Below are 14,295 nucleotides of genomic sequence, written 5' to 3' on the forward strand. Positions count from 1 at the left end.
TGCGCGCATGATCCGGTTACGAGGCGAGGGACTGGCCGCATGAGAGTGATCAAGGCTGTGCTTGTCCTGCTTCTGGCGACAGCTGCAGCCATTCTTGTTGCCCGCATGCTGTTTCCCTTGCCGTCGATTGAAGGCCGCCCGGCCGAGACTGCACTGCCTGCGGTCACCGAGGGCATGCTGGGCCGGATGGCGAGCGAGGGCAGCAGCGCCAATCCCGGCAAGAGCGGCGTGGTGCCCATCGCCGGGGGCCATGACGCCATCGCCAGCCGCCTCGTGCTGGCGGCGGCCGCGACGCGCTCGATCGACGCGCAATATTACATCTGGCACGACGACACCTCCGGCCGCCTGCTGCTGCGGACGCTCTACGAGGCGTCGAAGCGCGGGGTCAGGGTGCGCCTGCTCCTCGACGACAACGGCGTCCCCGGACTCGACCGGACAATGGCGACGCTCGCCGCGCAGCCCAATTTCGAAATCCGGCTGTTCAATCCGTCGACAGTGCGCCGGCCCAAGATGCTCGGCTACACCTTCGACTTCTTCCGCATGAACCGGCGCATGCACAACAAGTCGTTCATCGTCGACGGCGTGGCGGCCATCGTCGGCGGGCGCAACGTCGGCAACGAGTATTTCAAGGTCGGCGACGAATCCTACTATTTCGACCTCGACGTGCTCGGCACGGGCCCTGTCGTGCAGGACACGTCCGCTGCCTTCGACCGCTACTGGAACAGCGCCTCGGTGTTTGCCGCCGACACCATCCTCGACATGTCCGCGGCCAATCTCGCGGCATTCCTGGCCGAGACGGACGAGGCAGCGGCACGGCCCGAGGCGGCCGAATTCGTCACCCCGGACGCACCCGTCTACAAGCGGCTGCGCAGCGGGGCGCTCGGGCTCGAATGGGTCGACGTCAAGCTGGTCGTCGACGATCCGACGAAAGGCGAGGGCAAGGCGACCAGGGACCAGCTGATGATCGCCCAACTGGCCAAGGTGATCGGCCCGGTCAGCAAGGGCCTCGATCTGGTGTCTGCCTATTTCGTCCCAGGCAAGGCTGGCACGGCGTACTTCGACGGCCTCGCCGGGGCAGGCGCCCAGGTGCGCATCCTCACCAACGCGCTGGAGACGACCGATGTCGCCATGGTCCATGCCGGCTACGCCAAGTACCGGCGCGACCTGCTCGAGGGCGGCGTGAAGCTCTACGAGCTCAGGCCTGTCGAAGGCGCGCCCGACGGCGATGCCGAGCTCAACGTCATCGGCTCCTCCGGCGCCAGCCTGCATGCCAAGACCTTCTCGGTCGATGGCGACAGGATCTTCATCGGTTCGTTCAACTTCGATCCCCGCTCGGCGCTGCTCAACTGCGAGATGGGCTTCCTCATCGACAGCCCGGCCATGGCGCAGACGATTTCGGGCGCATTCGACAGCCGGATCCCTGACGATGCCTACACCGTGTCGCTGACGCCGCAAGGCGAGCTGTCATGGACGGCAAACCGCCCCGGCGAGGCGCCGCAAAGCTTCACGTCCGACCCGCACAGCAGCGTGGTCAAGCGCGCGTTGGTCGTCGTGCTCGGCTGGCTGCCCATCGAATGGATGCTCTAGGAGGCAGGATGACGTCGCTGTCGAAGACGCAGATGATCAGGCTCGGGCTTCTTGCCGGCGGGGTCGGCCTGCTGGCGGGCGTTGCCGCGGCAGTCATGCTCTGGTTGATGCAGCGTGCCAGCGCACTCGTCTGGTCCGTCGGTGAATCCAGTTGGTACATTCTCGCGGTGGCGATGGCAGGTGGTGCGCTGATCGGCGTCACCAGGTATCTCGGCGCGACCGACAGCGTCGACGAGCAGATCGCGGCGCTGCGCGATCCCATCCACATCCACCGCCGCAAGGCGCTGCTCGTCGGCCTCGCCGCCGTGATCGCGGTGGCTTTCGGCGGGGCGGTCGGGCCCGAGGCAGGGCTCTTGGCCGTGGTGGCCGAGCTCACGGCGGCGATCGCCATTTTCCTCGGCCGCAGCCATGCCGATGCGCGGATCATCGGCGAGGCCGGTGCCGCCGGCGCGCTCTCCGGCTTCTATGGCTCGCCGCTCGGCGGTGCCGCCTATGCCGACGACAAGCCGGAGGCGCCGCGCGCCTTGCTGCTGCTTGCCGGCCTGTGCGGATTGCTTGGCTTCCTCTTTGCCGGCCGACTGCTGCTTGCAGGCGGTTTCCACCGCATCGCGCTGCCTGCCTATGCGCAGCCGGGAGATGGCAGTGACCTTTTGCTCGCTGTCGTGCCCGCGTTGCTGGGGGCAGCGGTCGGCGTCGCCTTCCTGTTTGCGTTGCCGGCGATGAAAGGCCTGGTCCAGCGCTTTGTCCCGCAGGCCTTCTGGCAACCTATCGTCGGTGGCGTTGCCTTCGGGCTCCTCGCGGCGCTGCTGCCGATTCTCCGCTTCTCCGGCCATCACGAGATCGGCACGATGCTCGAATGGGCGGCCGCTGCCGGCATGGCCACCTTGCTGCTGCTCGGCCTGCTCAAGGTGTTGGCCGCCGTGCTGTGCCTGTCGACGGGCTGGCTGGGCGGGGCGATCTTCCCGCTGATCTTTTCGGGCGCCGCCGCCGGAGCGTCAGTGCTCGCCGTGGCGCCTGGCATCCACCCGTCGGTCGCCATCGCCGCCGGCATGAGCGGCGCAGCGACTGCCGGGCTGGGGCGGCCGATCGCGGCGGTGCTGATTATGCTCTTCGTTGTCGACAGCTCGTTGTTCGGGCCGATCTGCGTCGGCGCCCTGTGCGGCTATGCCGGCAGCCTGATCGCGCCGAAGCCGGAAGCCCACTAGGGCAAGCTAGTCGTCGTCGGTGACGCGGAAGATGATCTGCTTGGCGACCGACGAGCACAGCACCACGAACAGGCCGATGCCGACCAGGGCGAAGAAGATGGTGAAGAGCTTGCCGAGTGCCGTGCGCGGCGCAAGATCGCCATAGCCGACAGTGGCGAGCGTCATGACCGAGAAGTAGATCGCGTCGAGATAGCTCCAGCCTTCGATCCAGACGTAGAAGACGGACGCCGCGGCGACAAGCGTCGAGGTAACGACCAGCAGGGTCCGGACCTGCGGATCGGCAAAAGCATCGCGCATGCCACGCACAAGCGAGGTCAGATGCCATACGGCGTGGTGCTTCTTGGGGTGCCCGTCCATCGCTTGCCTCCGCCCAGGCGGGCATCAAAGCAAGACGACTGGCTTCCGTCCAGTGCGACGGCCGGCTACAGCAGCGCGCCCAGCCCGGCGAGCAGCAGCTCGATGCCGGCCTCCGTCGTGATGGTGCCGGGCGACAGGCGCAGGATGCGGCCACGGCAATCGGTGAAGACACCACGTTCGCGCAGGCCGTTGACGACCGTTGCAGTGTCGGTCTCGGCCGGCAGGTGCAGCATGATGCTGCCGCCGCGCCGCTGGTCGTCGCGCGGGCTGGCAAGCGCCAGGCCCATCTCGTCGGCCCGCGCGATGATCGCAGCACCGAGCTTACGATTATGAGCGAGCAGTACTGCCTTGTCCTGTGCCGCATGCCATTCCAGCGCCGGCACCGAGCCGATGCAGGCAAGCACTGAGGGCGTGCCATGGTCGAAGCGTCGGGCGTCGGGCGCATAGGCGAAGGCGTCGAGGTCCCAGGAGAAGATGTTGTCCTGGCTGAACCAGCCGCGCAATTCCGGCCGGCATTCCCTGAGCAACGGTTCGGCGACATGGATGATGCCGGCGCCCGGCGTGCCGCAGAGCCATTTCAGGCTCGTCGACACGGTGAAATCGACAACCGGAGCGTCGACCTTGAACGGGATCAGGCCGACGCCCTGGGTGATGTCGACGCCGACGAGGCTGCCCATCTTGCGACCATGGGCCACCAGCCGGTCGAGGTCGCAGCGGTGCGAGGCGGTCGACGTCACCTGGGTCAAAAGCGCCAGGCCGACATCTTCGCCCCATTGTGCGATGACATCGTTGTCATGCACCCAGCTTTCGCCCTCGCGCATGGACACAGTGTCGAGCGTGAAGCCGAAGCGCGGCGCAAGCCCGGCGAGCAAAAAGTGCAGGCTCGGGAAGCAATCCGCCGTCACCAGCACGCGGCGACCGGCAAGATGGTGCCGGGGCAGTGCGCCGATCAGGCTGTAAAGTGCCGTGGTGACGTTTTCGGCCGAGGTCAGCGTGCCCTTTGGCGCGCCGATCAGGTCGCTCCACAGGTCGATGAAACGCTGGCGCTTGCCGAGTGCCCGCATCCACTGGCCGTCGTCGAAGGCGCCCCAGCTGGCGGCGAATTCGGACAGCCCCGCCGCCATGGCCTCGGCCTTGCCGGGATACATGCCGATCGAGTGGTAGAGGAAGTAGGCGGAGCCGTCTGGCGTCGTCATCGTGCGGAATTCCGTATTGTTACTGGCTCATCGCGCCGTCATCTGGCGCTTGCCGCGTTCCTCGAGAAAGCTCACCAGCCTGACCAGCGGCAGCAGGAAGACGAGATAGAGTGCGGCGGCACCGATCAGCGGTGTCGGGTTGGCCATCAGCGCCTGGGCGTCGGTCGCCTGCTTCAACAGGTCGGGCATGGCGACGACCGAGGCGAGCGCGGTGTCCTTGAAGATCGAGACGCAGTTGCTGGTCAGCGGCGGGATGATGACGCGCAGCGCCTGGGGCAGTATCACCGTGCGCATCGTCGTCCAGAAGCCGATGCCGAGCGCCGAGGCCGCCTCGAACTGGCCCTTTGGCACGTTTTCGATACCGGCGCGGCAGACCTCGGCAGTGAAGGCCGAAAGCACCAGCGACAAGGCCAGCGTCGCTGCGGTGAAGGACGAGAAGCGGATGCCGACAAACGGCAGCGCATAATAGATCAGTATCAGCAGCACCAGGATTGGCATTGCCCTGAGGAAATCGACATAGGCGATGGCGAAGTAGCGCACCGGCTTCGGCCCATAGAGCCGCATCAGGCAGACGAGCAGCCCGGCCGCGCCGCCAAAGATGATGCTGGCGATACCGAGAAGGATGGTGTTGCCAATGCCGCGCATAAGCATCGGAAAACTGCGGACCAGTATGTCCCAGTTGAAGAAGGTGGTGATCAGGTCCATGGCGAGGTCCGGGCGCAGGACGCCGCGGCCTCGGGCGGCCGCAGCGTCGTTTCAACGGTTGGCGGGTGGAGCCGTTGGCTCACTCGGCCTTTGGCAGCGGCATCGCGGTCGTCGTGCTGGTGCCCGCGTCCGGTTCCACGCCGAACCACTTCTTGTGGATCGTCGCCATCGTCCCGTCGGCCTTCATCGCCGAGACGGCGTCGTTGGCGGCAACGATGGCAGGGTGGTCCTTGCGCGCCATCATGGCGAAGCGCTCGCCGGTCGGGATGCGCACCAGCACCTTGAAGCCCGGCGTTTTGGTCATGGCATACTGGAAGCCGGCCAGCTCGCCGGCGCCGCCGTCCACGCGCTGGGCCTGGATGTCGAGCAGCAGGTCCTGCTGGGCATTGTAGCTGCGCACTTCGGCGAGGCCGAGCTTCTCGGTGTTTTCCTTGGCCCAGGCTTCGCCCGTGGTGCCGGCGACGACGCCGATGACCTTGCCCTTCAGGCCGTCGAGGCCGGTAATGTCGGACGCCTCGCGGCCGATGACCGTGCCGTCGCCGTCAAAATAGGGTTGGGTGAAGGACTGGTTCTGCAGGCGCTCGTTGTTGACCGAGATCGACGACACGGCGAAATCGATGCGGCCCGAGCTTGACGCAGCGAACAGCGCCTGGAAGCCCATGTCTTGGAACTCAACCGGCCGGCCGAGGCGCTTGGCGACCTCGGTTGCGACGTCGATTTCAAAGCCTTCGAAGCTGCCGCTTTCGGTCTTGAACTCCCATGGCGGATTGGCCGGGTAGGCGCCGACGACGAGCTTTTCCTGGGCGCCGGCCGGTGCCGAGAGCGCGAGGGCAAATGCCATGGCCATACCGGCCGCTAGTTTAGAGAATGCCAATTTTCTTCCTCCCTTTGATCGATCGACGATGACAGGCGATCCAGTCGCCGGTCACATGCCGCTGCTTCAAGCCTGTAAGTATGCATGGGCATATGGCGAGCGACGGATCCTGTCCGCCACCGGCACAGTCGCACTTTCCGTGGCTCGCCATGTTGGCTGCCTCTGAATCTGGCGGTCTGTGGCTTGCTTCGTTTGCGTACGAGGGTTCCTGGTAAGTGTTTCGTGTACGCCATCGTTGCCGATGTGCGAGCGCGAAATCTCGATCCTACCCTTGTGCCTCCTCCGTCCTCCTCAGCAAGATATTTGCATTTGCATTTAAATTTGTCCAGATGGTTGTTGTCAGGGTGCCTGGGGGTGACCCAGCGTCGAAGCGGCGCGGCCACTCGCGCCCCGACTCAAACGAAAACGGCCGCGGATCGCGTTGACGATCCACGGCCGCTTGAGTGCGGAGAGGGTATGTGGGTCAGGCGCGGCTGAGCGCCATCACACCCGTTTCGGTGCCGGTCAGCCGGCGTGACCGGCCGTCGGCGCCGACGACCATCTGGATGCGGCGTCGCTCCGACGAAAACAGCTTCGACGTCGACACGTCCACCGGCGGATTGAAGGCGACGGTGACACGCCAGAGATCTGGCTTGATCGTCTCCTCGAGGCCGATGACACGACCCTTGGCGGGGTTGCCGTTGAAAGTACCCGACACCGTCTCGCCGACGGCGAAGGGTACGCCACCGGCGGCCTCTTCGGCCTTGGTGTCGTTGGGACGCGCGGCCAGGGTGTTCCAGTCGCGCACGCCTTCCTGACGGGCGACGAGTTCAAGTGCCTTGGCGTGGCTGATGGCGATACCTTCGCCGGCCAGCGCGTCGCGCAGCCTGCGGGCATTGGTTTTGTAGTCGTGACCTGTGGTCATGGTTTCGCTCCTTCGCGATGCGCGAACGGCGTGGTGAAAGTCGGGAGCCCGCATTGCCGCTTCGGCCGCCGCATCGACAGGGAAACGAAATTTTCAAAGGGAAGCTTCACCGGGGCCTTGCGGCTGCGGGCGGCAGGGGCTCCCCGCCCTTGACCGCCCTCAGATAGGAAGAACAAGGCGCGCCGTCAATGAGGGCGCGCCGGAGGCCAGATCAGGCGGCCTTGTCCCACACCGGCGCCAGCCCGCCGGGGCTGACGATGCGCCCACCAGGCGTGGCCAAGGCGTGGACAGCGGCCATCTCGTCTGCCGACAGCTCGAAATCGAAGATGTCGAAATTCTCGGGCAGGCGCGACAGCGTTGCCGTCTTGGTCAGCGTCACGACGCCGTCCTGCTGCACCAGCCAACGCAGCACCGCTTGCGCCGCCGTCTTGCCGTGGCTGGCTCCAATCGCTTTCAGAACGGGATCGGAGATCACCTTGCCGTCGGCCATGGCGTAGTAGGCGGTCACTGACATGCCGGCCTTGCGCGCCGCTTCGAGCACCGCGGTCTGGTCGAGATAGGGGTGGTATTCGATCTGGTTGGTGACCAGAGGAGCGTCGCTCAGCTTCACCGCCTCGGCCATCAGCGTGGTGTTGAAATTGCTGACGCCGATGTGGCGCACCTTGCCAGCCTTTTGCACCTCGTTCAGCGCGCCGATCTGCTCGGCCAGCGGTACAGCGTCGTTCGGCCAATGCAGCAGCAGAAGGTCGACATGGTCGGTGCGAAGCTTCTTCAGGCTGTCGTCGACCGACTTCACGAAGGCATCGCGCTGGTATTTGTCGACCCAGACCTTGGTGGTCAGGAAAATGTCCGAACGCGCCACGCCCGAGTTGGCGATCGCCTGGCCGACTTCGGCCTCGTTGCCATAGATCTGGGCGGTGTCGATGTGGCGGAAGCCTTGCTTGATCGCGTCGGGCACCACCCCGAGGACTTCTGCGCCGGGCATGCGGAAGGTACCGAAGCCTAGGGCAGGAATGGTCGCGCCATTGGCGGTAACGAATTTCATGATGTTCTCCTTGATAGGAAATTGGGGGCGGGGGAGGAAATTCGGGCGGATGGCTCCGCCCTTTAGGTAGGTCGGCGTTGATGCCGGTCAATCATCGTAAGCCGGCATTCTAAGCCGGCTGGCACAGCGGTTCCTGGCGCCGGTCCAACGCGCCGCTCCACACGGTCAGCACAAATGCCCCAGCCACCAGCACGGCACCCACCCATGGCGTGGCGCCGAGGCCGAGCGAGGAGGCGACCACCATGCCGCCGATCCAGGCGCCAAGTGCGATGCCGAGATTGAACGAGGCGATGTTCAGCGCCGAGGCGACATCGACGGCGCCGGGTCGATGCTCCTTGGCCAGTTGCACGACATAAAGCTGCAGGCCCGGAACATTGGCGAAGGACAGGAAACCGAGTGCAGCAAGCGTCACCAGCGTCCACAGCGGCGAAAGTGCGGTGAAGGAAAACAGCACCAGCACTACAGCCTGCAGCGCAAACAGCACGGTCAGTGCCTTGACCGGGTTGCGGTCGGCGATACGGCCGCCGGCAATGTTGCCGATAGCAATGGCCAGGCCGTAGAGCACCAGGATCAAGCTGACGCTGGAGGCCTGGAAGCCGGTGACCTGTTCGAGGATCGAGGCAAGATAGGTAAAGGTGACGAAGGTGCCGCCATAACCGAGCGCCGTCATCGCGAACACCAGCAGCAGCCGGCCGGAGCCGAGCACGCGGACCTGGTCGAGCAGGCTGGAAGGCGCTGCCTTGTGCAGGTTCGAAGGCAGCAGGGCGGCGATGCCGATGAAGGCAATGACGCCGAGCAGCGAAACGCCCCAGAAGGTGGCGCGCCAGCCGAAGGTCTGGCCGATGAAGGTGCCGAGCGGCACGCCGGTGACGATCGCCACCGTCAGGCCCATGAACATCATGGCGATCGCCGAGGCACGGCGGTTTTCCGGCACCAGGTCAGCGGCGATCGTCGCGCCGACCGAGAAGAACACGCCGTGCGCAAAGGCCGACAGCACGCGCGCAACGAGCAGCAGCTCGTAGCTGGGGCTCAGCGCGGCTGCCGTGTTGCCGACGACGAACAGCGCCATCAGCCCGAGCAGCAGCGGCTTGCGCTCGATCCTGCCGGTGAGCGCCGTCAACACCGGCGCGCCGAAGGTCACGCCCAGTGCGTAGACGCTGACGATCAGGCCGGCGAGCGGTAGTGTGATGTGAAGATCCTGCGCCACCGTTGGCAACAGCCCGACGATGACGAATTCGGTCGTGCCGATCGCGTAGGCCGCGATGGTGAGCGCGAAAATGGCTAGGGGCATGTCGTGCACCGTTCCCGAGTTGAATGGGCGGCTTGGGCCGCGGTTGATCCGTGGTTGCATATGGGGCAAGGGCACTTGCGCAATAATGTGTGATGATGGACCAATGCTTGTGAATTTGATTCACAAGAGGTCAGCCATGGACAATCGCGCGGGTGAGATGGAGGTCTTCGTCCGGGCCGTCTCGCTCAAGAGTTTCTCGGCCGCAGGCCGGCAGCTGGGCCTGTCTCCGTCGGCGGTCAGCAAGCTGATCACCCGCATCGAGGATCGGCTGGGCACCCGCCTCGTCGTGCGCTCGACGCGCAGCCTGCAATTGACCCCGGAAGGCGAGGTCTATCTCGAGCGCGCGAGCCGCATCCTTGGCGAGATCGAGGAGGCCGAGCGTATCGTCGCCGGCGGCGCCAATGCCGTGCCTCGCGGCCTGCTCCGGGTCAGCGCCTCGGTAGCCTTCGGCGCCAGCCATGTCGTGCCGCACGTGGCTGAGTTCCTGGCGCTTTACCCTGAGGTCGAGCTCGACCTGTCGCTGACCGACAGCGTCATCGATCTTTACGAAGAGCGCGCCGACGTCGCCATCCGTTCCGGCAAGTTGCGCGATTCATCGCTCAAGGCGCGCAAGATCCTGGAGATCCGCCGCGTCGTCGTCGCATCGCCCGCCTATCTGGAAAGGCACGGCGTGCCGGAAAAGCCGGCCGATCTTGCTGGCCACAATTGCCTGCGCTTCAATTTCCTGCGCAACCGCGACGAATGGATGTTTCGCGATCCGGCGACCGGTGAGACCTTCGCCCAGCGCATCGGCGGCAACCTGCTCGCCAACAACGGCCCAAGCCTGCGCCGGCTCTGCCTCGACGGCGTCGGCCTGATCCGCAGCGGCCGCTTTCAGGTCCAGGCCGATATCGACGCCGGCACGCTGGTGCCGGTGCTGGAAGACTACAATCCCGAGGACATCGAGATGATCCACGCGGTGTTTGCCGGCCACGGCCACCTTGCCGCGCGCATCCGCGCCTTCATCGATTTCCTCGCTGACAAGACGCGTACCGGCTGACGCCATTGTTTCGGCGGATATGCGCACTACCTTCGGTAGGCGCGGTTTTCGCGCGGGAATGTGTCGATGACGAAGATGGCAGGATTGAAACGGGCTCTGATCGTGGCGAGCGTTCTGCTTGCCGGCGCGATGCAGGCGCATGCCATCGATCTGCCGGGCCAGCCCGACAAAAACCAGCTTGCCCGCGAAGGCCGCATCAACGAGTTGCAGATCCTGCAAAGCCAACAGGGCCGCGCCGACTTCCAGGCCGAGCAACAGCGCCTGCGCGAACAGGACCGGCAGATCGTGATACCGCAGATCCAGCGCCCCGAGATTCCGGTGATGAAGTCGAACTGCCAGATCGAGCTCTACGGCAACATCTATCGCCGCGTCTGCCGATGAGCGGCTCTCCCTCATCCTGAGCTTGTCGAAGGATGGGTTGTCGAAGGATGAGCCGTCCGACTGACCAAGGCTCAGAGCGGGCCCGTATTAACTCGCCGCCACCTGCTCGGCCAGCACGCCGTCGAGCCTGTCGTATCCGGCCTCGACGCCCTTGGCCATGCCGATGGCGATCGCGCCGTTCCTCGCTTCGCGCGAGCTGTAGAGCACGGTGTTGACCGAAATCGTGCGGCCATCCTTTTCGATCAACACCAGGGTCGAGCGCGCCTCGCCGTCGGTCCAGTCCATGTCGAACAGCTCGACGCTGACGATCCTTTCCGGCCTGATGATCTCGCGGTAAGTCCCGGTCATGCCCATGTCGCGGCCGTCTTCATGGCGCCAGACGAAACGGTACTGGCCGTCGACGCGCAGGTCGATGTTGCAGACCGCGAACGACCAGCCATCAGGCCCGGTCATCCAGCGTTTCAGCAACGCCGGTATCGTCCAGCAGTCGAACACCAGTTCGCGCGGGGCGTCGAAGACACGCGTCATGGCGATTTCGCGGTCGCTCGGCGTTGTCACTTCCAGTCGGTGGCTCATCGTCGTTCCTCCCCTAGCGCTCAGGCCTTGCCCTGGTTCGCCTGCAGGTCGGCGAGCAGCGCATCCAGGCGCTTGTAGTTGCCCTCCCAGACCTTGCGGTACTCGTCGAGCCAGCCGGTCACCTCTGCCAGCGCTTCGCCCTCGATGCGGCATGGCCTGCGCTGGGCGTCGCGGCCGCGCGAGATCAGCCCGGCGCGCTCCAGCACCTTGAGATGTTTTGAAATCGCTGGCTGGCTCATGGCGAAAGGCTCGGCCAGCTCCATCACCGAAACCTCGCCCGTCATCAGCCGTGCCAGGATCGCCCGGCGCGTCGGATCGGCCAGTGCGGTGAAGGTCGCGTCGAGGCGTTCGGACGGCGTCATGACGGTGTTCTCTCATTCTATAACTGAAAGGTAATATAGAATGCCGAGACCCGTCAAGCTTGGAGCGGTCCGCCCTGCGCTGGCGCAATTCCGCCGGCTCCCTCCCCCTTGTGGGGAGGGATACAGGGTGGGGGTTCTTCGCCCAGCACGACCGCCCGACGTTGCTCACCTCCTCCCTTGTGGCTCCTCACCACAGGGAGAAGCCCGTCACGCCGCCTTGCGCGTTTTCTTGGCGTGAACGTTCTGGTTCATGCGGAACATGTTGTCGGGGTCGTATTTGCGCTTCACCTCGAGCAGCCTGCTGTAGTTGGCGCCATAGGCCGCCTCGACGCGGTCGGCCTCGTCTGCCGGCATGAAGTTGATGTAGGCGGTGCCGACAGCCTGCGGCCGTGTCGCCTCATAGATGTTGCGAGCCCAGGCGATGCAGGCCTTGTCCATTGACGCCTCGCGCCAGCGCGCATGCACGTTCATGACGAAATGCGAGTTGCGCTGCGGGAAAGCCGTCGCATCGGTCGCGACCCTTCCGGCAGCGCCGCCGACATGGCCGACGAAGATCTCGCATTCCGGCCCCGGCAAGGCTCGGATCGCGGTGTCGAGCAGGTCGATGGTGGTATCTTCCAGCTCGATGAAGTCGTGGCTCTTCCAGTAGTTGCGGGCGCCGGGCGCAAGCAGCGGATCGAATGCCATCTGCCATCCGGCGAACGGGTTCGGCCCGACCACGTCGACGATCGGCTGGCCGATGCCGCGCAGGGTGGCGGTCGCCTTCTCGCCGGCTTCGAGCTCGCCGCACCAGCACATCGCCAGCACCAGCACCTCCTTGCCATGCCATTGCGCCGGCAGGAACGGCAGCGGCGGCGCCTGACGCATGACGGTCCAGCAAGTCAGCTCGTCGGGAGCGTCCTCAAGCGCCTCGCGATATTGTCGAAGCACCGACTTGGCCTCGTCGAAAGGATGCACGACCAGCCCGGACAGCACCTGCGGACCCAGCTTGTGCAGCTTGAATTCGAAGGCGGTGACGACGCCGAAATTGCCGCCGCCGCCGCGTATCGCCCAGAACAGGTCAGGATGCTCGGCGGTGCTTGCCCGCACCAGTTCGCCATCCGCCGTCACCACGTCCGCGGACAGCAAATTGTCGATAGTCAGGCCGAGCTTGCGTGTCGTCCAGCCGAAGCCGCCGCCCAGCGTCAACCCCGATATGCCTGTCGTCGAGTTGATGCCGGTCGGCACCGCAAGGCCGAACGCCTGCGTCTCCTTGTCGACATCGGCGAGGATCGCGCCCGGTTCGACCCAGGCCCGCCGCGCCACCCTGTCGACGCGAACCGACTTCATCTGGGAAAGATCGATCATCAGGCCGCCGTCGCACACCGCACTGCCGGCGATGTTGTGGCCGCCGCCGCGCACCGAAACCAGCAGCTTGTTGTCGCGCGCGAACTTGACCGCGGCGATGACGTCGCTGGCGCCGATGCAGCGCACGACGAGGCCGGGGCGGCGGTCGATCATGGCGTTCCAGACGGTGCGGGCCTCGTCATAGCCGGCATCGCCGGCGTTCAGCACTTGGCCGCGCAGGCTTGCCGCGAAGGCATCGAGGACAGGCGCGCTCACCGTCGCCAGCCCCCCGTCAAGGGTCGTGAGATTCAGGTCGTTCATGGAGCTTTCCTCCGGTAAGAGAAAAGGCCTCCTCATCCGCCGTGCGTGCCAATTCTGCGCCCGCGATCCGACGGCAGCAAGGGCAAGAGTGCCCTTGTTGCGGGAATGTGATGGGTGCTGTCGGTAACCGTTATCCGGTTGCATGCCTTGCCGGCGGCCTATTTCCCGTTTCGGTGTCCCGCCCGGCGGGCGCTGAAGGTGCCGAGCAGGATCAGCGTTATGCCGGCGAACTGCGTCCAGCCAGGTGTCTTGCCGGCGACCAGCCAGTCGACGGCGAGACCTGTCACCATCTGGCCGCAGATGACCAGTACAGCCGTCCGCAATGTGCCAAGGCGTGGCATCACCAGGCTGTTGGCCGCCACGAACAGCGCGCCGAACAGGCCGCCCAGCCAGGCCGTGGGAGGTGCCTCGACAGCGCTGTGCAACTGCCAGCCACCGGTCACGGCAAGGGCCGCGGACAGGAAGGCAAAGCCGACAAGGTGGTTCCACCACGAGGCCCGCATTGGGCCGACGGCCATGCCGAGCCGTCCGTTGAGCGAGCGGCTGAGCCCGATCAGCAGGCCGTTGAGCACCGCAAGCAGGATGTGGCCCGCCATCATCAGCCGCCTGCCACGAGCAGGATGCTGCCGGCAAGCACCAGTCCTGCTGCCCTCAGGTCGGCGCCGGTGAGGCGGCGCCTGGCCATGCCAAACAGGCCGGTCCGGTCGACGGCCATGCCGAAGAACACTTGCCCGACCAGCATGAAGGCGATGGTGCCGGACAGCGCCAGCGGGCCGTTGGTGGTGACCGCCGCCAGCACCACGGTCAGCGCTCCGGGCACGCCGCCGAGATAGGCCCAGGCCGGTCCCTTCTGTTGCGGTATGGTTTGCCTATGCCCGAAGATCCGTGACCATCCGGCGACAAGCAGCAGGGCGGCGGCAGCTCCTGTTCCGTGCGCCACCCATGAGGCAAAAATTGGCGCGCTGTGATTGGCCAGCAGGCCGTTGCAGGCAATCATCACTGCCAGCAGCGCGCCCGCCGCCAATGCCGAAAGCCAATCCGCCGAACGTCCGATCATCCTGTCTGTGCTCCATGTCGCGCCTGCAAAACCTGCCCGGCTTGAAAATAGCCTCCTGCGGCGACAAGA

The 14,295-nt window shown here is 65.5% G+C and carries 16 protein-coding genes; 4 read left to right on the forward strand and 12 right to left on the reverse strand.

What is annotated here, in order from left to right; genetic code table 11:
* Window positions 1–39 precede the first annotated feature (39 nt).
* Both ACSQ3E_RS22110 and ACSQ3E_RS22115 read left to right on the forward strand, forming a co-directional pair.
* The gene (locus ACSQ3E_RS22110) at window positions 40–1,587 is read left to right on the forward strand and encodes a phospholipase D family protein (protein ID WP_436124335.1); all 1,548 of its coding nucleotides are present in this window, start codon (window positions 40–42) and stop codon (window positions 1,585–1,587) included.
* An 8-nt stretch (window positions 1,588–1,595) separates the two neighbouring features.
* Window positions 1,596–2,792, forward strand: a complete 1,197-nt coding sequence (locus ACSQ3E_RS22115) for a chloride channel protein (protein WP_436124336.1) — start codon at window positions 1,596–1,598, stop codon at window positions 2,790–2,792.
* A 6-nt stretch (window positions 2,793–2,798) separates the two neighbouring features.
* Here ACSQ3E_RS22115 and ACSQ3E_RS22120 read toward each other — a convergent pair whose 3' ends face one another.
* The 7 genes from ACSQ3E_RS22120 to ACSQ3E_RS22150 all read right to left on the reverse strand — a co-directional run bounded on the left by ACSQ3E_RS22120 (window position 2,799) and on the right by ACSQ3E_RS22150 (window position 9,164).
* Entirely contained in the window at window positions 2,799–3,149 is a 351-nt protein-coding gene (locus ACSQ3E_RS22120) for a potassium channel family protein (protein WP_310325790.1), read from the reverse strand.
* A gap of 65 nt (window positions 3,150–3,214) precedes the next feature.
* Window positions 3,215–4,345, reverse strand: coding sequence for an aminotransferase class V-fold PLP-dependent enzyme (locus ACSQ3E_RS22125; protein ID WP_310325792.1), 1,131 nt, complete (start codon window positions 4,343–4,345; stop codon window positions 3,215–3,217).
* Between the two features lie 27 nt (window positions 4,346–4,372).
* On the reverse strand, window positions 4,373–5,050 hold the full coding sequence (locus tag ACSQ3E_RS22130) for an amino acid ABC transporter permease (RefSeq protein ID WP_310325795.1): 678 nt from the start codon (window positions 5,048–5,050) through the stop codon (window positions 4,373–4,375).
* Window positions 5,051–5,129: 79 nt separating this feature from the next.
* Window positions 5,130–5,891: an ABC transporter substrate-binding protein gene (locus tag ACSQ3E_RS22135; RefSeq protein WP_310325797.1), complete on the reverse strand. Its 762-nt coding sequence runs from the start codon at window positions 5,889–5,891 to the stop codon at window positions 5,130–5,132.
* 496 nt (window positions 5,892–6,387) lie between these two features.
* Window positions 6,388–6,828 (reverse strand): glyoxalase superfamily protein, encoded by a 441-nt coding sequence (locus ACSQ3E_RS22140; RefSeq protein ID WP_436124337.1) that lies wholly within the window; start codon window positions 6,826–6,828, stop codon window positions 6,388–6,390.
* 211 nt (window positions 6,829–7,039) lie between these two features.
* Entirely contained in the window at window positions 7,040–7,873 is an 834-nt protein-coding gene (locus ACSQ3E_RS22145) for an aldo/keto reductase (RefSeq protein ID WP_310325801.1), read from the reverse strand.
* Between the two features lie 109 nt (window positions 7,874–7,982).
* Complete coding sequence (locus ACSQ3E_RS22150; protein ID WP_310325803.1) at window positions 7,983–9,164, reverse strand: MFS transporter; 1,182 nt, start codon at window positions 9,162–9,164, stop codon at window positions 7,983–7,985.
* A gap of 136 nt (window positions 9,165–9,300) precedes the next feature.
* Between ACSQ3E_RS22150 and ACSQ3E_RS22155 the strand changes: the two genes are divergently transcribed.
* On the forward strand, window positions 9,301–10,203 hold the full coding sequence (locus ACSQ3E_RS22155) for a LysR family transcriptional regulator (protein WP_436124338.1): 903 nt from the start codon (window positions 9,301–9,303) through the stop codon (window positions 10,201–10,203).
* A 66-nt stretch (window positions 10,204–10,269) separates the two neighbouring features.
* Window positions 10,270–10,584, forward strand: coding sequence for a hypothetical protein (locus ACSQ3E_RS22160; RefSeq protein ID WP_436124339.1), 315 nt, complete (start codon window positions 10,270–10,272; stop codon window positions 10,582–10,584).
* 87 nt (window positions 10,585–10,671) lie between these two features.
* On the opposite strand, the gene ACSQ3E_RS22165 is transcribed toward ACSQ3E_RS22160, so the two are convergent.
* The 5 genes from ACSQ3E_RS22165 to ACSQ3E_RS22185 form a co-directional block, all read right to left on the reverse strand.
* Window positions 10,672–11,160 carry an SRPBCC family protein gene (locus ACSQ3E_RS22165; RefSeq protein WP_436124340.1) on the reverse strand — a complete coding sequence of 163 codons (489 nt, stop codon included), beginning with the start codon at window positions 11,158–11,160 and terminating at the stop codon, window positions 10,672–10,674.
* A 20-nt stretch (window positions 11,161–11,180) separates the two neighbouring features.
* Window positions 11,181–11,522 (reverse strand): ArsR/SmtB family transcription factor, encoded by a 342-nt coding sequence (locus ACSQ3E_RS22170; protein ID WP_067955913.1) that lies wholly within the window; start codon window positions 11,520–11,522, stop codon window positions 11,181–11,183.
* Between the two features lie 207 nt (window positions 11,523–11,729).
* On the reverse strand, window positions 11,730–13,169 hold the full coding sequence (locus ACSQ3E_RS22175) for an FAD-binding oxidoreductase (protein ID WP_436124341.1): 1,440 nt from the start codon (window positions 13,167–13,169) through the stop codon (window positions 11,730–11,732).
* Between the two features lie 158 nt (window positions 13,170–13,327).
* Entirely contained in the window at window positions 13,328–13,765 is a 438-nt protein-coding gene (locus ACSQ3E_RS22180; RefSeq protein WP_436124342.1) for a DMT family transporter, read from the reverse strand.
* A 2-nt stretch (window positions 13,766–13,767) separates the two neighbouring features.
* Window positions 13,768–14,226: a DMT family transporter gene (locus ACSQ3E_RS22185; RefSeq protein ID WP_436124343.1), complete on the reverse strand. Its 459-nt coding sequence runs from the start codon at window positions 14,224–14,226 to the stop codon at window positions 13,768–13,770.
* Between the last annotated feature and the right edge of the window lie 69 nt (window positions 14,227–14,295).

It is taken from the genome of Aminobacter sp. LjRoot7 (assembly GCF_964252895.1).
Taxonomy (GTDB): domain Bacteria; phylum Pseudomonadota; class Alphaproteobacteria; order Rhizobiales; family Rhizobiaceae; genus Aminobacter; species Aminobacter aminovorans_B.